The 18,177-nt window shown below is 70.8% G+C and carries 19 protein-coding genes and 1 pseudogene; 12 read left to right on the top strand and 8 right to left on the bottom strand.

What is annotated here, in order from left to right; all coding sequences use genetic code 11:
* The first annotated feature begins 96 nt into the window (after positions 1–96).
* From AMK18_RS13435 to AMK18_RS35600, 3 genes and pseudogenes are all read left to right on the top strand, one after another.
* Positions 97–2,961 carry a M4 family metallopeptidase gene (locus AMK18_RS13435; protein ID WP_073862955.1) on the top strand — a complete coding sequence of 955 codons (2,865 nt, stop codon included), beginning with the start codon at positions 97–99 and terminating at the stop codon, positions 2,959–2,961.
* 329 nt (positions 2,962–3,290) lie between these two features.
* Positions 3,291–4,526, top strand: a complete 1,236-nt coding sequence (locus AMK18_RS13440; RefSeq protein WP_073862956.1) for a glycoside hydrolase family 64 protein — start codon at positions 3,291–3,293, stop codon at positions 4,524–4,526.
* Between the two features lie 164 nt (positions 4,527–4,690).
* Positions 4,691–4,867, top strand: a pseudogene (locus AMK18_RS35600) (tyrosine-type recombinase/integrase); the annotation flags it as partial.
* Positions 4,868–4,877: 10 nt separating this feature from the next.
* On the opposite strand, the gene sodN reads toward AMK18_RS35600, so the two are convergent.
* Complete coding sequence (gene sodN / locus AMK18_RS13450; protein WP_018102729.1) at positions 4,878–5,273, bottom strand: superoxide dismutase, Ni; 396 nt, start codon at positions 5,271–5,273, stop codon at positions 4,878–4,880.
* Between the two features lie 150 nt (positions 5,274–5,423).
* Here sodN and sodX point away from each other — a divergent pair, with 150 nt between their 5' ends.
* On the top strand, positions 5,424–5,879 hold the full coding sequence (gene sodX / locus AMK18_RS13455; RefSeq protein WP_020207366.1) for a nickel-type superoxide dismutase maturation protease: 456 nt from the start codon (positions 5,424–5,426) through the stop codon (positions 5,877–5,879).
* Here the strand turns inward: sodX and AMK18_RS13460 are convergent.
* Entirely contained in the window at positions 5,783–6,412 is a 630-nt protein-coding gene (locus AMK18_RS13460) for a CGNR zinc finger domain-containing protein (RefSeq protein WP_018102728.1), read from the bottom strand. The genes sodX and AMK18_RS13460 overlap by 97 nt on opposite strands.
* 209 nt (positions 6,413–6,621) lie before the next feature.
* Here AMK18_RS13460 and AMK18_RS13465 point away from each other — a divergent pair, with 209 nt between their 5' ends.
* Together AMK18_RS13465 and AMK18_RS13470 are read left to right on the top strand one after the other, a co-directional pair.
* A complete protein-coding gene (locus AMK18_RS13465; RefSeq protein WP_073862957.1) occupies positions 6,622–7,110 on the top strand; it encodes a SigE family RNA polymerase sigma factor in 489 nt (162 codons plus the stop codon).
* Positions 7,107–7,883 carry a hypothetical protein gene (locus AMK18_RS13470; protein ID WP_073862958.1) on the top strand — a complete coding sequence of 259 codons (777 nt, stop codon included), beginning with the start codon at positions 7,107–7,109 and terminating at the stop codon, positions 7,881–7,883. Before AMK18_RS13465 ends, AMK18_RS13470 begins: the two co-directional genes overlap by 4 nt.
* Positions 7,884–7,964: 81 nt before the next feature.
* Here AMK18_RS13470 and AMK18_RS13475 read toward each other — a convergent pair whose 3' ends face one another.
* Genes AMK18_RS13475 through AMK18_RS13485 form a run of 3 tightly spaced genes read right to left on the bottom strand, consistent with a single transcriptional unit; the run spans position 7,965 to position 10,676 of the window.
* Positions 7,965–8,726 carry an amino acid ABC transporter ATP-binding protein gene (locus AMK18_RS13475; protein WP_073862959.1) on the bottom strand — a complete coding sequence of 254 codons (762 nt, stop codon included), beginning with the start codon at positions 8,724–8,726 and terminating at the stop codon, positions 7,965–7,967.
* Complete coding sequence (locus AMK18_RS13480; RefSeq protein ID WP_073862960.1) at positions 8,723–9,679, bottom strand: amino acid ABC transporter permease; 957 nt, start codon at positions 9,677–9,679, stop codon at positions 8,723–8,725. Before AMK18_RS13480 ends, AMK18_RS13475 begins: the two co-directional genes overlap by 4 nt.
* A gap of 28 nt (positions 9,680–9,707) precedes the next feature.
* Positions 9,708–10,676, bottom strand: a complete 969-nt coding sequence (locus AMK18_RS13485) for an ABC transporter substrate-binding protein (RefSeq protein ID WP_018102719.1) — start codon at positions 10,674–10,676, stop codon at positions 9,708–9,710.
* A gap of 525 nt (positions 10,677–11,201) precedes the next feature.
* Between AMK18_RS13485 and AMK18_RS13490 the strand changes: the two genes are divergently transcribed.
* The 4 genes from AMK18_RS13490 to AMK18_RS13505 all read left to right on the top strand — a co-directional run bounded on the left by AMK18_RS13490 (position 11,202) and on the right by AMK18_RS13505 (position 14,396).
* Positions 11,202–12,413 carry an NAD(P)-dependent malic enzyme gene (locus tag AMK18_RS13490; RefSeq protein ID WP_018102718.1) on the top strand — a complete coding sequence of 404 codons (1,212 nt, stop codon included), beginning with the start codon at positions 11,202–11,204 and terminating at the stop codon, positions 12,411–12,413.
* A gap of 195 nt (positions 12,414–12,608) precedes the next feature.
* Positions 12,609–13,580: a zinc-binding dehydrogenase gene (locus AMK18_RS13495; RefSeq protein ID WP_018102717.1), complete on the top strand. Its 972-nt coding sequence runs from the start codon at positions 12,609–12,611 to the stop codon at positions 13,578–13,580.
* A gap of 31 nt (positions 13,581–13,611) precedes the next feature.
* Positions 13,612–13,821 carry a helix-turn-helix domain-containing protein gene (locus tag AMK18_RS13500; protein WP_018102716.1) on the top strand — a complete coding sequence of 70 codons (210 nt, stop codon included), beginning with the start codon at positions 13,612–13,614 and terminating at the stop codon, positions 13,819–13,821.
* Complete coding sequence (locus tag AMK18_RS13505; RefSeq protein WP_073862961.1) at positions 13,821–14,396, top strand: Clp protease N-terminal domain-containing protein; 576 nt, start codon at positions 13,821–13,823, stop codon at positions 14,394–14,396. Before AMK18_RS13500 ends, AMK18_RS13505 begins: the two co-directional genes overlap by 1 nt.
* A gap of 52 nt (positions 14,397–14,448) precedes the next feature.
* Here the strand turns inward: AMK18_RS13505 and AMK18_RS13510 are convergent, their stop codons facing one another.
* Positions 14,449–15,408, bottom strand: a complete 960-nt coding sequence (locus tag AMK18_RS13510; protein ID WP_073862962.1) for a PadR family transcriptional regulator — start codon at positions 15,406–15,408, stop codon at positions 14,449–14,451.
* Between the two features lies 1 nt (position 15,409).
* The gene (locus tag AMK18_RS13515) at positions 15,410–16,267 is read right to left on the bottom strand and encodes a DUF4097 family beta strand repeat-containing protein (protein WP_073862963.1); all 858 of its coding nucleotides are present in this window, start codon (positions 16,265–16,267) and stop codon (positions 15,410–15,412) included.
* Positions 16,268–16,426: 159 nt separating this feature from the next.
* Between AMK18_RS13515 and AMK18_RS13520 the strand changes: the two genes are divergently transcribed.
* Positions 16,427–17,233 (top strand): hypothetical protein, encoded by an 807-nt coding sequence (locus tag AMK18_RS13520; protein WP_073863246.1) that lies wholly within the window; start codon positions 16,427–16,429, stop codon positions 17,231–17,233.
* A gap of 3 nt (positions 17,234–17,236) precedes the next feature.
* On the opposite strand, the gene AMK18_RS13525 is transcribed toward AMK18_RS13520, so the two are convergent.
* Positions 17,237–17,422: a DUF6104 family protein gene (locus tag AMK18_RS13525; protein ID WP_018102711.1), complete on the bottom strand. Its 186-nt coding sequence runs from the start codon at positions 17,420–17,422 to the stop codon at positions 17,237–17,239.
* Positions 17,423–17,608: 186 nt separating this feature from the next.
* Here AMK18_RS13525 and AMK18_RS13530 point away from each other — a divergent pair, with 186 nt between their 5' ends.
* The gene (locus tag AMK18_RS13530) at positions 17,609–18,145 is read left to right on the top strand and encodes a CU044_2847 family protein (RefSeq protein WP_073862964.1); all 537 of its coding nucleotides are present in this window, start codon (positions 17,609–17,611) and stop codon (positions 18,143–18,145) included.
* Positions 18,146–18,177: the final 32 nt, after the last annotated feature.

The raw sequence follows: 18,177 nt of genomic DNA on the forward strand, positions 1-18,177 counted from the left end.
GTCTGCAGGTGGAACGCATTGTTCACATCCCGCTCCGGGTCTTCCATGTCGGCATCCGATAACCGTTCACGCTTTCGTGGCATCCGGAGGAGCACCGTGCGATCTTCAGCACGCAGACGAGCAGTTGGTTCACAGGGACGCCGCACCGGCGTCGTCGTCGGCCAGGGCATAGCCGCGCTGCTGGCCACGGCGGGCCTGATGGCCACCGCCATGCCGGCAGCGCACGCCGACACCGCGGCGGCCGCCCCCGCCGCGTCCGACACCACGCCCGGCAGCGAGACCGACACCCCCTCGCTCGTGACCGGTCTGCACGAGGAGGTCGCCGCCACCGGCAGCGCGGCCGACGCCGCCCGGGGTCACCTCAAGGCCAAGAAGGGCCGCTACCACATCGCCGACACCTCGGCGAAGGACCTGACCTCCGTCGGGACCACCACCGAGAAGGGCGGCAAGGAAACGGTCCGCCTCCAGCAGAAGTACAAGGGCGTCGAGGTCCTCGGCGGCCAGTACGTCGTCCGGATGACCAAGAAGGACGGCAAGCGCGCCGTCACCGGCACCTCCGGCAACTACTTCACCAAGCTGAAGCTGGACACGGTCGCCCCGAAGGTCTCCGAGAAGACCGCCATCGAGCGTGCGGTCGGCGCGGTCGCCGCGAAGTACAGCGACGGCCTCCTGCGCGCCCCGGCCAAGGGACAGAAGGCGGCCAAGGCCGACTTCAAGGGCACGGCCGGCGCCGTCACCATCCTTCCGCAGGGCACCGGCGTGCTGACCCGGCACATCACCGTCACGGGCACCAACCCGGCCGACGGATCGGCGGTCCAGCAGGAGGTGTACATCGACGGGCACTCCGGATTCCCCGTCATGCAGTACAGCGGCATCCAGACCTTCGGCGCGACGGACACCGCCGCCGGTGCGACGCAGGGTGCGGCTGCCCCCGCCGACGCCTCCACCGACGCCGCCGACCAGCTGATCGTCAAGGGCAGCGGTGTCCGCTACAACGGCCAGAAGGTCGACATCAATCTGTACAAGGACACCACCGGTGCCCTGCAGATGATCGACTACAGCAAGCGGGCCGCGGACTCCCCGTACGAGGGCCCCATGATCGCCACGTACGACGCGCGCGGCCGTGAGGCGTCGAGCGCGTCCGGCGTCTGGCCCAGCGGCATCAAGACCTTCCGCCCCGCCACCCCCGAGCTCGGCGAGGACTACACCAACTCCGGTGCCGTGGACGCGCACTGGGCGGCCGGCAAGGTCTACGACTACTACAAGAACCACTTCGACCGGAACAGCCTGGACGGCAAGGACGGCTTCATCTACTCCCTGGTCGGGGTCGTCAGCAACGGCCAGCCGTACAACAACGCCTTCTGGGACGGCCAGAAGATGGTGTACGGCCAGGGCGGCGGCGACTACCGTACCTTCTCCGCGGACACCGACGTCGTCGGCCACGAGATGACCCACGGCGTCGTCACGCACACCGCGAACCTGGTCTACGCGGGCCAGTCCGGCGCGATGAACGAGGCCATCGCCGACTACTTCGGCAACGCCATCGACCTGGAGGCCAACGGCCAGTCGATGGACGACCCGGACGCCGGGCTCCTCGGCGAGGACCTGTGCACGACGCTCAGCCCGCGCGAGTGCGCCCTGCGCGACCTGAACGACGGCGCCACCACGTCGAAGAACTTCATCGGCGTCACGTACGGCGGTGACAGCGGCGGCGTCCACCTCAACTCCACGATCTTCTCCGGCGCGCTCTGGGACATGCGCGAGGACCTCGGCGCCGAGCTCGCCGACCAGATCGTCTACCGCGCGCTCTCCGCGTACATGACCCCCCTGGACGGCTTCACCGAGGGCCGCGCCGCGGTCATCGCCGCCGCGCAGGAGCTGGGTGTCACCAAGGCCCAGCTGAAGATCGTCAAGCGGTCCTTCGACGCCCACGGCATCGCTCCCGGCTGGGAGAAGGCCCTCGGCATCGACACCGACACGATCCTCTCCAAGGTCAACATCTACAGCACCGGCGTCGGGGCCGGCGGCGGCAAGTACGCCGTCTCCCGCTCCAACGAGGACGGCAGCGAGCCGTACTCGGTGTGGCTGGGCAACACCACCGGCAAGGGACAGCCGCAGCTGGTGAGCCCCAACAACGGCGACTACAACGTGTACGCCAACACGGACGGCAAGACGGTCGTCTGGGCCGACTACGGCAGTGACGCCGTGCGGATCATGGCGCGCCCCGTCAAGGGCGGTCTCGCCAAGCAGATCGACGGCATCGGCAGCAACGTCTCCGGCCTCGTGGTGGACGGCGACTGGGTCGCGTACACCGCGACCAACCCGCAGTACGGCGTCACGAACGTCCGCTACGTCAACATGAAGACCGGCAAGGTCGGCCTGGTCGACGGCGGCCTTCCGTACCGCGTCTCGGGCCTGCCCTCGATCCGGGACGGCAAGATCTCGTACGTCGCGCTGACTCCCGACGCGAACGGCAACGCCACGCTCGACGTCCGGGTCTTCGACGGCGCCACCGGCACCACGACGAAGATGCCCGTCTCCGACAAGGTCATGGGCGTCGGCCAGACCGCGATCACCGACGACGGCGTCTTCTGGATCGAGGACGACGACATCACCGACGACGGCCAGGCCGCGGTCCGCCGCGCGAACCTCGACGGCACGAACCCGGTCACCGTCACCCCGGAGGCGGGCGAAGGCTCCCTCTACGCCTACTCCCTGACGGCCTCGGACGACGCGGTCAGCATTTCGACCGTCATGCCGGCCACCTGGTGGGCCAACGACACGATGATGAAGCTGTACCAGGTCGCGCCCGACGGCAAGGGCGGCCCGCAGCGCGTCTCCTGCAACCGCGGCGAGCAGGCGTTCGGCACCGCCGACGAGGGCACCCGCGTCCTGTGGCTGGACGGCACCACCGGCTACACCAACCTGGTCAAGCGCGACCGCCCGGCGGGCAAGTGCTGACCTGACCGTTCCTATTCAGTGAGCAGGAGTGGGTCTTGGACCCATTCTTGCTCACTGCGGACATTCCGAACGGTGTTGGGTGTCCCGGTTGCCCGCGCTCTCGCCGCGTCCGGCGGCATCGTGACGGGACATCTTCCGGTGCGGGGTGGTCAGCGGCTTCTGCCAGTGCTGGCCACCCCACATCGGAATTCTGGTCCAGACCAGCCAATTGACGTGTCCCTGACCCATCGATACGCTCCAGGAACTCTGGTGAGAGCGCTCTCAAAGCCGCTTCGGGCGTCTCGCGCCGGCTACCTCCGCAGCACGGCCTTCCGGATGAGGAGTAGAGCTTGTCTGCCAACCTTCCTTCCGCACCCCGTACGCGCCGAGCCCGCCGCCCCAGGGCCGCCGCCCTGGTCGCCGCGCTCGCGCTGGCGGGCGGATGCCTCGTCGCCACCCAGGTCACCGCCGCCACCGAGGCCGCGGCCGTCCCCGCGACCATCCCGCTCACGCTCACCAACAACTCAGGGCGGGGCGAGCAGGTCTACGTCTACGTCATCGGCACCGAACTCTCGTCGGGGCGCCAGGGCTGGGCCGACGCGAACGGCACCTTCCATCCGTGGCCCGCCGGGGGCAACCCCCCGACGCCCGCTCCCGACGCGTCCATCGCCGGGCCGGCCAACGGGCAGGCGAAGACGATCCGGATGCCGAAGTTCTCCGGCCGGGTCTACTTCTCCTACGGGCAGAAGCTGGTCTTCAAGCTCACCACCGGCGGTCTGGTGCAGCCCGCGGTGCAGAACCCGAGCGACCCGAACGCGAACATCCTCTTCAACTGGACCGAGTACACGCTCAACGACGCCGGCCTGTGGATCAACAGCACCCAGGTCGACATGTTCTCCGCCCCTTACGCGGTCGGGGTGAAGCGCCCGAACGGCACCACCCTGAGTACGGGCCACCTCAAGCCCGGTGGCTACAAGGCGTTCTTCGACTCCCTGCGCAGCCAGTCCGGTGGCTGGGGCGGGCTCATCAGGACCCGTTCCGACGGGACGATCCTGCGGGCGCTCGCACCCGGCCATGGCATCGAGGCAGGGGCGCTGCCGGCCTCCGTCATGAACGACTACGTCAACCGCGTATGGAGCAAGTACTCCTCGCAGACGCTGACCGTCCAGCCGTTCGCGGACCAGCCGAACACGAAGTACTTCGGACGGGTCCAAGGCAACACCATGAACTTCACCAACAGTTCGGGAGCGGTCGTCACCAGCTTCCAGAAGCCCGACTCGGATAGCATCTTCGGTTGCTACAAGCTTCTCGACGCGCCCAACGACCTGGTCCGGGGACCCATCTCCCGTACCCTGTGCGCCGGTTACAACCGGTCGACGCTGCTGAGCAACCCCAACCAGCCGGACGCGAATGACGCGAACTTCTACAAGGACGCGGTCACCAATCAGTACTCCGCCAAGATCCACGCCCAGATGGCCGACGGCAAGGCGTACGGCTTCGCCTTCGACGACGTCGGCGCGCACGAATCACTCGTGCACGACGGCGACCCGCAGCAGGCGTACATCACGCTGGACCCGTTCAACTAGATCTGCTCTCCGCAGAGCCTGGTGACAGGCCCCACGTGGCGTGATTCTGAACGAGTGAGGGCCTTCCTGTTCGGTGCGGATGGCGACATCCGCACCGAACCGAGCCCAGGTGCTTCTTGCGCATCCGGGCCGTATCTCTGCGGCCGTCCCGGACGGCCCGGCCGAGCGTCAAGCAGGTCCAGATGGTCCTCGGGCACGCGTCCGCCGTCATCACGCTGCGGATCTACGCGCGCCTGTGGCTGGGGAAAGAAGACCGCACCCGGTCCGTCATGGGCGCCGTTCTCGGCGGCCTGCGGACCGGGTGCGGATCGGTAGGGGGTCTGACCGCAGGTCAGACGGCCCAACCAGAGATCAAGCCTTCTTGGTCTCCCAGAAGATCTTGTCGATCTCCGCGATCAGGTCCAGCGCCTTCTGGCCGGTGGCCGGGTCGGTCGAGCCCTTGGCGGCCGAGAGGGCCTTCAGGGTGTCGTTGACCAGCTGGTGCAGCTCCGGGTACTTCTCGAAGTGCGGGGGCTTGAAGTAGTCGCTCCACAGCACCGAGACGTGGTGCTTCGCGAGCTCGGCGCGCTGCTCCTTGATGACCACGGCGCGGGCCCGGAAGTGCGGGTCCTCGTTGGCCTGGAACTTCTCCTGGACGGCCTTGACGGACTCCGCCTCGATGCGGGCCTGGGCCGGGTCGTACACGCCGCAGGGCAGGTCGCAGTGGGCGCTGACCTTCACCTTGGGGGCAAACAGGCGGGAAAGCATTGAGCTGTCCTTCCTCGTGATCGTCTTCTCAGGTGGGACATTACTCCGTGAGAAGCCTGTTTTTGCGAGTGCCCCCGGGGGCTTAGGCCAAAAGTCCGGGATGCGTGTGGGTCCCGTGGCCGAATGTACGAAACCCTGTGAGGAACGGAGATGAGGGAGGTGCCGGAGGTGCCGGAACCGGCCGACGAGCAGCCCGTGCGCGGGCTGGGGCGGGTGCCGTTCCAGGTGGTGGAGGTGACGGGGCCCTCGATGGTGCCCACGCTCCACCACGGGGACTGGCTGCTCGTGCAGTACGGGGCGCCGGTGCGCCCCGGGGACGTGGTGATCCTGCGCCACCCGTTCCAGCAGGACCTGCTGGTGGTGAAGCGGGCCGTGGAGCGGCGGGCCGAAGGCTGGTGGGTGCTGGGGGACAACAGTTACGCGGGCGGGGACAGCACGGACTACGGGGCGGTGCCCGAGGAGCTGGTGCTGGCCCGGGCCCGGGCGCGGTACCGGCCGCTGACGAAGGATCAGCGCTCGGTGCGCGGGGTGGTGACCTGGGCGGTCTCCGCGCTGCGCCCCGTGTCGGCGGCGCGCTCCGTCTCCAGGCGCTTGCGGGCCCGGTAGGCCGCCACGTTCGCCCGGGTCGCGCAGCGGTCCGAGCAGTAGCGGCGGGAGCGGTTGGTCGAGGTGTCCAGATAGGCGTTGCGGCACGGCGCTGCCTCGCACAGGCCCAGCCGGTCCACGCCGTACGAGGTGAGGTGGAAGGCCAGGCCCATGGAGGCGATCGCGGCGTACCCCGCGGTCGCGTTGGACGGGTGGTCCGCCAGATGCATGTGCCAGTCCGGCCGGCCGTCCGCGTCGCGCTCCTCGTGCCCGGAGATCTGCGGGCTGACCGGGAACTCCATCAGCAGCGAGTTCAGCCGGTCCACCGCCAGCCGCTCGTCCCCGGTGTCGGCCGCCTCGAACACCGCGCGCAGCCGGGCCCGTACCGAACGGAACCGGGTCACGTCCGCGTCGGTCGCCCGGCGGGCCGCCGAGCCGCTCGGGCCGAACAGCTCACGGACCGCGTCGACCGAGGTGAGGACGTCCGTGTTCCGGGCCGGCTGCTCGGTGTTGACCAGGCGCACGGCGTAGTCCGCGTAATAGGCGAGTTCCACGAGGTGTCCTTACGGCGTCGGTCCAGGGGCGGTGCGAAGCGGGCGTAATGGGTCGCTCAGCGTACAGGGTATTACGGGAGGGGGTCGGGGTGTCCGGGAGGTCGCGGCGCCCCGAAAATATCTCCGCGCAGGCCGCAACCCGCCGGGCCGACCACCGCACTGGAAGGGTGAGACGGTCCGCGCCCGCGGGCCGGGGGAGGGACAACCGGATGCGGAGCGATGACCACGCCGCGCTGCACGCCTTCGTGGAGGGCAGGCGTACCGCGCTGTTCCGCAGCGCGTTCCTGCTCTGCGGCGACCGGCACGAGGCCGAGGACCTGGTCCAGGCGACCCTGGTCAAGGTCGTGCTCGGCGGCCGGCGCCACGGGCGGCTCGACAACATCGAGGCGTACGCGCGCAAGACCCTGGTCAACACCTTCATCGCGGGCCGCCGCCGGTTCTGGCGCCGCGAGCAGGCGTACGGGGAACTGCCCGAGCGGGCCGTCGAGGCACCCGACACCGACACCGGCCTGGCGGTACGGGCGGCTCTCGCCCGGCTCTCGCCCAGGCAGCGGGCGGTCCTGGTGCTGCGCTACTGGGAGGACCTGAGCGTGGAGGCCACGGCCCAGACGCTCGGGATGCGGGAGAACACGGTCAAGAGCCACACGGCTCGGGGGTTGGCGGCGCTGCGCGCCGAGATGGCGGAGGTATTGGTATGAACGACGTGCGTGAGCTGCTGGGGAGGGCCGCCGACGACGCCGGACGGCCCGTCATCAGCACGGAGGCGGTCTACACGAAGGCCGCCCGGGTCCGGTGGCGGCGGCGGACCGCGGTGTCGGCGACGGCGGTCTGCGCGGTCGCGGCGGGGGTGTTCCTCGTGCCCCAGCTGTCCGGCTCCGCGCCGGCCGCCCCGCAGACCTCCTCCGTGGCCTCGTCGGCCGAGTCGCCCGCCGCCACCGGGCGCGCCGGACGGCTGACCGCGCTGCTGCCGAAGGGGGTCGGCGCGATCGAGGAGGTGTCGTTCGCCGACATCATCAAGCACGCCTCGCCCCTGCCGCCCGAGCCGCCCAGGACCGGGCCGCTGGACGGCCAGTACGCGGTCCGGCGGGACGGCGGCGTCGGCTATCTGACCGTCGACGTCATGGACGCGAAGGCGGTGAAGAAGAAGCTCGGTGGCGGGGCGCGGGCGGTGGACCTGTGCCACCCGACGAACGGCGAGCCGGCCCCCGACAACTGCGTCCGCGAAGAACTTTCCGGCGGCCGGGTGCTCACCATCTGGAGCGACGACATGAACTACGGCGACGGCACCCCGCAATGGGGGCCGGAGCTGGCCGCCCGGCTCACCCTGGCGGACGGCACCCTGCTGGGCGTACGCGACAGCACCGGCTTCGAGGCCGACATTGTCCAGGGCCCGTTGCTGAAGACCCCGCCGCTCACCCGCGTGCAGCTGCGCGCACTGATGCTGCGTACGGAGCTGCTGCCGAAGCAGTGACCCCCGCACGGAAGAAGGGCGGTACGGACCCCTGGTCCGTACCGCCCTTCCGCGTACCGCTCTTCGGCCTGACGACAGGGCCTAGAGCACCTTCGACAGGAACGACTTCGTCCGGTCGTGGTGCGGGTTGGACAGGACGTCGCGCGGGTGGCCCGACTCGACCACCACGCCGTCGTCCATGAAGACCAGCGCGTCGCCGACCTCGCGGGCGAAGCCCATCTCGTGCGTGACGACGATCATCGTCATGCCGTCCTCGGCGAGGCCCCGCATCACGTCGAGCACGTCACCGACCAGCTCCGGGTCGAGCGCCGAGGTGGGCTCGTCGAAGAGCATCAGCTTCGGCTCCATGGCCAGCGCCCGGGCGATGGCCACCCGCTGCTGCTGCCCGCCGGAGAGCTGCGAGGGGTAGTTCCCGGCCTTGTCGCGGAGGCCGACCCGGTCGAGCAGCCGCTCGGCACGGGCCCGGGCGACCGCCTTGGACTCGCGGCGCACCTGGACGGGTGCCTCCATGACGTTCTCCAGCGCCGTCATGTGCGGGAACAGGTTGAAGCGCTGGAAGACCATGCCGATGTCCCGGCGCTTCAGGGCGACTTCGCTGTCCTTGAGCTCGTAGAGCTTGTCGCCCTTCTGGCGGTAGCCCACCAGATCCCCGTCGACGTACAGCCGTCCGGCGCTGATCTGCTCCAGGTGGTTGATGCACCGCAGGAACGTCGACTTGCCGGAACCGGACGGGCCGATCAGGCAGAAGACCTCCTGCGGGGCGACCTCCAGGTCGATGCCCTTGAGGATGTGCGCGGCGCCGAAGGACTTGTGGACGCCCTCGGCCTTCACCATCGCGGTCATGCGATGCCTCCCTTCGGGCGGCCCACCGAGAGCACGGTGGCCCTCAGCTTCTGGAACGGGGTCGGCGGCAGGCTGCGGCTCGATCCACGCGCGTAGTACCGCTCCAGGTAGTACTGCCCGACGCTCAGCACCGAGGTCATGATCAGATACCAGGCGGCGGCGAGGAAGTACATCTCCACCGGGGCCCCGGACGCCTGACCGATGTCCTGGGCGTTCTTGAAGAGTTCGTAGAACTGCACGGCCGCCACCAGCGAGGTCGTCTTCAGCATGTTGATGACCTCGTTGCCCGTGGGCGGCACGATCACCCGCATGGCCTGCGGGATCACGACGCGCCGGAGGGTCTTGGCGTGGCTCATGCCCAGCGCGTGCGACGCCTCGGTCTGGCCCTCGTCCACCGAGAGCAGACCGGCCCGGCAGATCTCCGCCATGTACGCGGCCTCGTTGAGGCCGAGCCCGAGCAGCGCCGTGAGCAGCGGCGTCATGAAGCTGGACCAGTAGTCCTTGTAGATCGGCCCGAGGTTGATGTACTCGAAGACCAGACCCAGGTTGAACCACACGAACAGCTGCACCAGGACGGGTGTGCCCCGGAAGAACCAGATGTAGAACCACGCGATGGACGAGGTCACCGGGTTCTTCGACAGGCGCATGACGGCGAGCAGGATGCCGCCGACCACGCCGATCAGCATCGACAGGGCGGTCAGCAGCAGCGTCTGGCCGACCCCGTCGATGATGCGGTCGTCGAAGAAGTAGTCCGGGATCGCGCCCCAGTTGATCTTGCCCTGGCTGAAGGCGTAGACGAGGGACGCGAGCAGGGCGATTGCGACCAGCGCCGCGACGTACCGCCCGTAGTGCCGGACCGGGATGGCCCGGATGGCCTCCGGTGCGGGTGCCGCCGCCGTGGCGGAGGATGCGGGCGGCTCGTCGGCCGGTCCCGTCTTCTTGATGTCAGTCACGGCTGATGCCTTTCAGCGCCGGATCCGGTCAGGACCCGCCGTTCACCTTGGCCTCGGTGACCGCACCGGCCTCGACGCCCCACTTGGCGATGATCTTGTCGTACTCGCCGCTCTTGATGATCTCGTCCATGGCCGCCTTGATGGCCTGGGTGAGCTTGTCGTTGCCCTTGGCCACGGCGATGCCGTACGGGGCCGCCTCGACCTGGTCGCCGACGATCTGGAAGTCCTTGCCGCCGCCCGAGGTCTTCACCGCGTAGGCGGCGACCGGGAAGTCGGAGGAGCCGGCGTCGGCGCCGCCCGAGCGGATACGGGTCTGGGCCTCCAGGTCCGTGTCGTACGTCTCGATGGCGATCTTCTTGCCGCCGGCGCACTTCTTGGACTCGTCCTTGGCCAGGTCGTGCGAGACGGTGTTGCGCTGGACGGCGATCTTCTTGCCGCAGAGGTCGGCCCAGGTCTTGATGCCCTGGTCGTCGCCCTTCTTGGTGTAGATCGAGACACCGGCGGTGAAGTAGTCCACGAAGTCGACGCCCTCGCCGACCTTCTTCTTCGTCTCCGGGTCGATGCCCTCCTGGCGCTCCTTGCTGTCCGTCATCGCCGACATCGCGACGTCGTAGCGCTTGGCGCGGAGGCCGGTGACCAGGGTGTCGAACGTGCCGTTCTCGAACTTGAACTCAACGCCCAGCACCTTGCCGAGCGCGTCGCCGAGGTCGGGGTCGATGCCGACGGTCTCGCCGGACTTGTCCTTGAACTCGACCGGCGGGTAGGCGATGTCGGAGCCGACCCGGATGACGCCCTTGGACTTGATGTCCGCGGGCAGCAGGTCGGCGGGGGAGGCCGTACCGGCGGAGGCGCCGGTGCTCGCCTTGGTCGATCCGGAGTCGTTGTTCTTCGTCTGGTCGCCACAGGCGGTCAGCAGCATGGTGCCGGCGACCGCGATGGCGCCGACCGCGGCGATGCGGGTGGTCGCGGCCGTACGACGGGTGGAGCGTGCGGTCATGTTCGGGTTCCTCCGGCAGGTGGGGACGGTTCGCCAGGCGGTAATGGCACACGGCGTCGGGTGTCGCCGCCTTGTGTGATTACGGCATGTTGCCATGCGGATTAGCCCGAACAGGGGGCCCGGCATGTCAAAATCGGGTAACGGGCGATCCCCGAACCTCTTGAGGCCGGTACACCAAGGCCGGACCTTTTATGGGGTTTCCTTCTCGCGGCCGGAGGATCTGCGGCGCGTCTCGCGTGCCGGACTCAGGTCCGGCACGAGGCTGACCTGTTGAAATGGCAGCCCACTATGAGTCATGTCACGGAGCGCATATGGACTCGTCCGTGACCAGGTCCGTCCGGTAAGAAAGACCTTTACACCCCTCATCCGGGGCTCAGGGCGCGTGTGCGGCGCGCCCGCGCGTACGTACCTCCCCCTGCCGGGGCGGGCCAACCGCCAGGCGCAGGGCACGTACGCGGGTCCGCCCACCCCTCCTCAACCAGGAGTGGCCACCCTCAAACGATGAAGACTTAAGGGGTCAACACCATGGCAGCGGAGATCGTCAATCCTCGCAGCGACAGCAGTACCGACAGCACCACCGACGAGCCGTTCGATCCGGCCTTCGCGCTCCACCGGGGCGGCAAGATGGCCGTGCAGGCCACCGTCCCGATCCGGGACCGGGACGACCTGTCCCTCGCGTACACGCCGGGCGTGGCGAAGGTGTGCAGCGCGATCGCGGAGCAGCCGGAGCTCGTCCACGACTACACCTGGAAGTCGCAGGTCGTCGCCGTCGTCACGGACGGCACGGCGGTGCTCGGCCTCGGCGACATCGGTCCCGAGGCGTCCCTCCCCGTGATGGAGGGCAAGGCCATCCTCTTCAAGCAGTTCGGCGGGGTGGACGCGGTGCCGATCGCGCTCGCGACCACCGACGCGGACGAGATCGTGGAGACCGTCGTCCGGCTCGCCCCCTCCTTCGGCGGGGTGAACCTGGAGGACATCTCGGCGCCGCGCTGCTTCGAGATCGAGCGCAAGCTCCAGGAGCGGCTGGACATCCCGGTCTTCCACGACGACCAGCACGGCACGGCCGTCGTCACGCTGGCCGCCCTGCGCAACGCCGCGAAGCTGTCCGGGCGGAGCCTGGGCGACCTGCGCGCGGTGATCTCCGGCGCCGGTGCCGCCGGGGTCGCCATCGCCAAGTTCCTGCTGGAGGCGGGGCTCGGCGACGTGGCCGTCGCGGACCGCAAGGGCATCGTGAGCCGGGACCGCGAGGACCTGACCGACGTCAAGCGCGAGCTGGCGGAGCTCACGAACCGGGCGGGCATCTCCGGCCCCCTGGAGGTGGCGCTGGCCGGCGCCGACGTCTTCATCGGCGTTTCCGGCGGTACGGTGCCGGAGGCGGCGGTGGCCTCGATGGCGCCGGGGGCCTTCGTCTTCGCGATGGCCAACCCGAACCCGGAGGTCCACCCGGACATCGCCCACAAGTACGCGGCCGTCGTCGCGACGGGGCGGTCGGACTACCCGAACCAGATCAACAACGTGCTGGCCTTCCCCGGGATCTTCGCGGGGGCGCTGCAGGTGCGGGCGTCCCGGATCACGGAGGGCATGAAGATCGCGGCCGCCAACGCGTTGGCCGACGTGGTCGGCGATGAGCTGGCGGCGGATTACGTGATCCCGTCGCCGTTCGACGAGCGGGTTGCCCCGGCGGTCACGGCCGCGGTGGCGGCGGCGGCCCGTGCGGAGGGCGTGGCCCGCCGCTGAGCCTGTGCGGGGGCGCTGCCCCCGTACCCCCGCTCCTCAATCGCCGGAGGGGCTTGGTTTTGGCCCCCGTTGCCCCAGATCTGCGGCAACGGGGGCCTTTGGGCGCGTGGGCCGGGGCGGAGCCCCGGAATCAGCGGCGCGGGTCACAGTCGCAGGCGGTTACGTGTCGGTACGGTGACGCCTATCGTCGGCGGCATGTTCGCCGCCTACGCAGCCGCCCTGGACCCCGCCCACCCCCTCAACGGCCTGGAGCTGGGCGACCGCCCAGCCCCGCAGGACCGGCCGGGATGGACCACCGTCGACGTCCGGGCCGCCTCCCTCAACCACCACGACCTCTGGTCCCTGCGCGGCGTCGGCCTCGCGGAGGACAAGCTGCCGATGATCCTCGGCTGCGACGCCGCCGGGATCGACCAGGACGGCAACGAGGTCGTCCTGCACTCCGTCATCGGCCAGACCGGGCACGGGGTCGGGCCCGACGAGCCCCGGTCCATCCTCACCGAGCGCTACCAGGGCACGTTCGCGGAGCGGGTCACCGTGCCCACGTACAACGTGCTGCCCAAGCCCAGGGAGCTGAGCTTCGAGCAGGCCGCCTGCCTGCCGACCGCCTGGCTCACCGCGTACCGGATGCTGTTCACCAACGCCGGGGTGCGCCCCGGCGACTCCGTGCTCGTGCAGGGCGCCGGTGGCGGGGTCGCGACCGCCGCGATCGTGCTCGGCCGGGCCGCCGGGCTGCGGGTCTACGCCACCAGCCGCGACGAGGCCAAGCGCAGGCGGGCCGTCGAGCTGGGCGCCGTCGAGGCGTTCGAGGCGGGCGCCCGGCTGCCGCACCGGGTGGACGCCGTCATCGAGACGGTCGGCGCCGCCACCTGGTCCCACTCCGTCAAGTCGCTGCGCCCCGGCGGCACCCTGGTCATCTCCGGCGCCACCAGCGGCGACCGCCCCTCGCACGCCGAGCTGACCCGGATCTTCTTCCTGGAGCTGAAGGTCGTCGGCTCGACCATGGGCTCCAAGGACGAGCTGGAGGACCTGCTCGCCTTCTGCGCCACGACCGGCGTGCGCCCCGTGATCGACGAGGTGCTGCCCCTGGACCGCGCCCGGGAGGGCTTCGAACGCCTCGCTGCGGGCGACCAGTTCGGGAAGATCGTGCTCACTGTCAACAACGGTTGACAAGGTCCGCATGTCAACGTAAGTTGACATCATGACCGAAGCAACGGATCTCGCCGAGCGGGCGGGCGACCGTGACCCCCGCGTGGGGCTGCGGTCGGTCGCCGCGCTGCGGCGGCTGCTGGAGCAGCTGGAAGCCGTACAAGTCAGAAGCGCCCGCGCCAAGGGCTGGTCGTGGCAGGAGATCGCCGCCGAACTGGGCGTCAGCAGGCAGGCCGTGCACAAGAAGTACGGGAGGCATTGATGTTCGAGCGATTCACCAAGGACGCACGCGCCACAGTGACCGGCGCCGTGGAACACGCCGGGCGGGCCGGGGCTACCACGGTCACCGGGGAGCATCTGCTGCTCGCTCTGCTGGACCAGGAGGGCGGAAGGGCCGCGTTCGCGCTCACCGCGCTGGGTCTCGTGGACCGCAGGGAGTCCGTCGAGGCGGCGCTCGCCGAGGCCGGCCGGCGCGGCGGCATGAGCAGGGCCGACGCCGACGCGCTCGCGGACATCGGCATCGACCTCACCGCCGTCGTCTCGCGCATCGAGGAGGCGCACGGCGAGGGCGTCCTGCGGGGCGACGGCGGGCGGCGGCGCCGGGCGGGCCGCCCGTCCTTCTCCCGGGAGGCGAAGAAGGCCCTGGAGAAGTCGCTGCGCGTCGCGCTCGGGCGCGGCGACCGGTCCATCGGCGGCGAACACCTCCTGCTGGCCCTCACCGCGACCCCCGGCCCCGTCGCCGACGTGCTCGCGGAGCACGGGGCGACGTACGCCTCGGTCGAGCGCGCGCTGTACGGGAACGGTGGCGCGGACGGCCAGGACCGCAGGGCGAGCTGACCCGGCGGGGGCGGGGGCAGGCGTACGGGGGCCGGTCGCCCGGCCCCCGTACCTACTTCTCCCCGTCCCCCCGCAGCACTGCACCCACCTGCGCCGCCGCCGTCGCCAAGTGGCTGCGGACCTCGGCGAGCTGGGCCTCCGTCACCCCGTGGTCCCTGGCCGCGTCGCGGATCTCGTCGCGGAAGCGGTCGAGCAGCCGGTCCAGATCGCGGGCCGGGTCACCCGTGCCGCCCGCGTCCCGGCCCCACTCGGGGTCGGTGCCGGCGGCGTCCGGCTTGACGTGCGGCCCCCAGCTCCCCGTACGCGCGAAGCCGCCCAGCTGGCCGGTGATCTCGGCCAGGCCCTCGCGGACCCCGGCCGGCCAGTCGCCCCGGGCGAAGTGCTCCTGGACCTGGCGGGCGGCGTTCTGCATCTGCTCGCGCGCCCGGTCCTGGGCCTCCTTGGCCTGGCGGCGGGCCTGCTGGGCGTCCTGGCGGGCGCGCCGGGACTCGTCCTTGGCTCGGCGGGCCTGCTCCTTCCACTCCTGCTTGGCCTTGCGCAACTCGTCCTTGGCGGTACGCCACGTCTCGTGGTCGCCGATGTCGCCGAACGGCGCCTTGGTGCCCGGAGTGGCCCCCGGCGTGTGGCGCGACTCGTCGGCCGCCGCCCGCATCTCGCTGCGCAGCTTGCCCGCGGCCCCGCGCACGTCGTCGCGCATTTCGGCGGCCAGCTCGGAGACCGACTCCCGGATCTCCAGCTCCAGATCGGCCAGCTCCCCGGTGCGGTCGGCGAGTTCGGCGCGGCCGGCGTCGGTGATGGAGTAGACCTTGCGGCCCCCCTCCGTGGCGTGCGTGACCAGGCCCTCCGCCTCCAGCTTGGCCAGCCGGGGGTAGACCGTGCCGGCCGAGGGGGCGTACAGGCCCTGGAAGCGCTCCTCCAGCAGGCGGATCACCTCGTAGCCGTGCCGGGGTGCCTCGTCCAGCAGCTTGAGGAGGTACAGCCGCAGACGGCCGTGGGCGAATACGGGGGGCATGTCAGAGCACCTTTCCGGTGGGCTCGGCGTCGTACGGTTCCTCCTCGGCCGGCGGGCGGCGCAGGAGCGCGATCGACCCCGATACGGTCGTCGCCCGCAGGGTGCCGGTGCCGGGGCCCAGCGTGCCGGTGATCTTCTTCGCGCCCCACTGGCCGCTGACCCGCAGGTCGTCGAAGCCGTTGGAGACGGAACCGCTCGCCGTGTTCGCCTCCACCCGCGCGTCGGCGGGGTGCGGCAGCCGGATGGCGATCTCGCCGGAGACCGTGGTCAGCCGGATGTCCGTGGGCTTCCCGGTCGGGTCCAGGTCGAGCACCATGCCGCCGCTGACGGACTCCGCCTTCACGGAGGCGCCCGCGCCCTCGACCACGGTCAGCTCGCCGGAGACCGACTTGAAGCGCAGGTCCCCGGTGACGGACTGGGCCTCGATGCTGCCCGACACCGTCTCCGCGCCGACCGGCCCCGAGAGCTTGACGAGCGTGGTGTCACCGGTGACGCCGCGCACCTCCGTACGACCGCGGACACCGGAGACGAAGGCCCCGGCGCCGACCACGCCGACCTCCACCGAGGAGCCGGCCGGGACCGCGAGCGAGACGACCGCGGTGCGGCGCCACTCCTTGCGGTCGAACCACTTCAGCAGGTTCTGCCAGGCCAGGTCCTCGTACGCCACGGTCAGGACGCCGTCCTCCTGCGTCACGATCAGCGGCGGGCCCTCGATGGCGGAGACCTCCAGGCGCGCGGTCGGCTCGTCGGTGCCGACCACGTTGACCGTGCCGTTGACGACGCGCACCTTCAGCGCGGTCACGGGTTCCTCGAAGGCCAGTTTCCGAGGCTCGGCGACGGTCCACGTCGAGACAGGCATGGATCTGACCTCCCGATAGCACTGGCGACGCAACATATCGCGTCTCTTGGAGAACACGATATATCGCGGTCTCGGGAAGTCAAGAAAAGGGGTGCGGGCGCGGATGGGAAGGGTGCGCAAAACCCCACAAGCCGGGGCAAGGTGTCCTACGGTGTGGGCATGGACGCGACCTCACCCGTGGGTGCCCTGCTGCTGTGCCGGACCGTGCCGGACGCCGTGCGCCCGGTCGCGCAGCTGCTCCGCGAACCGCTGCTGCTCGCGCCGGCCGGACCGGGCTGGAGCGTTCTCGTACCGGAGGGAGAGCCCTGGCAGGGCGGCCGCCGGGCCAGGGCGGGCGAGGGGGAGCGGGCGGAGCCCGTCGACCGGGTGCTGGGCGGCTGGGCCACCGCGCTCGCCGTCGGCTCCACCTGGCCGGTGCTCGCGCTGTGGTGGGACGGCGACCGGGCCGGCTACACGCTCGCCTCCGGCTTCCGCCGCCCCGTGGGCTACGTCTGGCTGGCGGACGGCACGCCGGCCGGTGAGGACGAGGCCATGCGTACGTTCGCCGAGCGGCTGGGGCTCGACCCCGTACTGGACGTGCAGTCGCTCGAAGCGCTCACCCGGCCCGACCCGGACGCCGACGCCCGGGCCCGGTTGCGCGGGCTGCTCGCCGTGCTCACCCGCACCGGCCTCACGCTCCCGGCCGGGCTGGACGCGAACGCCGAGCGCATCGAATGGCCCGGCTGGCGCGACGCGGTCAAGGTCGACCTGGGCGCGGTGGAGAGCAGCCGCTTCGGCCCGTGGGTGCGGGGCCCGCGGGCGCGGGCGCTCGCGGGGGCCCAGCTCGCGGCGGGACTGCCGCTCGCCCTGTGGGGAGCGGCCCGGCGCAGCGGCGGCTGGGCGTTCGCCGGGGTGCTGCTGATGGCGCACGGGGCGCTGGGACTCGCGTACGACCGCGTACGCGAGGGCCGCCCCGACGGGGAGTGACCCCTACTCGTCCTCGTCCTCGTCGTCGTCCAGACGGGCCAGCCAGGTCGCGAGGCGCTCGACCGGCACCTCGAAGTCGGGATTGAGATCGACGAACGTACGAAGCTGCTCGGCGAGCCACTCGAAAGTGACCTCTTCCTCGCCTCGCCGCTTCTCCAGCTCCTCGATACCGCGGTCGGTGAAGTACATGCCGCAAGTCTAGTGGTGGGGCAGGGCGGCCCTGTGGCCGCTCCGGGCGTGCGCGGCTTCCCGGCCCGTCTGGCGTCCGCGCTCGGCGGGGCCCTTCTCGCGGAGCCGCTCGCGTCCTGGTCGAAGTGCCTCGCCCCGGACCGTTACGGCCGTTAATCTGCGGGTAGTTGGTGAACGGGGGGTGTCATGGGTGACAGTGGGTCCCGTATTACGCGTATTGAGCTGCCGGACGGCACACCGGTCTGGGCCAGGATCTCCGGGGCCGAGGAGCTGACCGGGCCGGGGACCGGCGGTGGGCCGACCTATACGGACACCGGGTTCGGGGACTTCGCGGACCAGGTGCAGGCCCGGGTCGAGAGCCTGCACTCCGTGGTGACCGGGGTCGCGCGCTCGCTCGCCGTGCCGTTGCGGGCGGTGCGGCCGGACGAGGTGAGCGTCGAGTTCGGCATCGAGCTGACCGCCAAGGCCGGGAAGATCGTCGGGCTGCTCGCGGACGGCGAGGCGAAGAGTGCCATCACGGTCACCCTCACCTGGAACGGCGGCGGGCCGCCCATCGACCCGCCCCCGCCCGCCCCCGTACCGGCGCAGACGGCCCCGCCCCCCGCGCCCGCCGCACCACCGCCGGGCGCCGGCGCACCCCCGGGCTTCCCGCCCGCCGGGGCACCCCCCGGCGCACCGGCACACCCTGGCGGTGCGGGCGGCAGCGACGGCGGCGGGGCATGACCTTCGGGGAACAGGGGGGCGCAGAGGGGGCC

This window comes from Streptomyces sp. CB01249 (genome assembly GCF_001905735.1).
Lineage (GTDB): Bacteria > Actinomycetota > Actinomycetes > Streptomycetales > Streptomycetaceae > Streptomyces.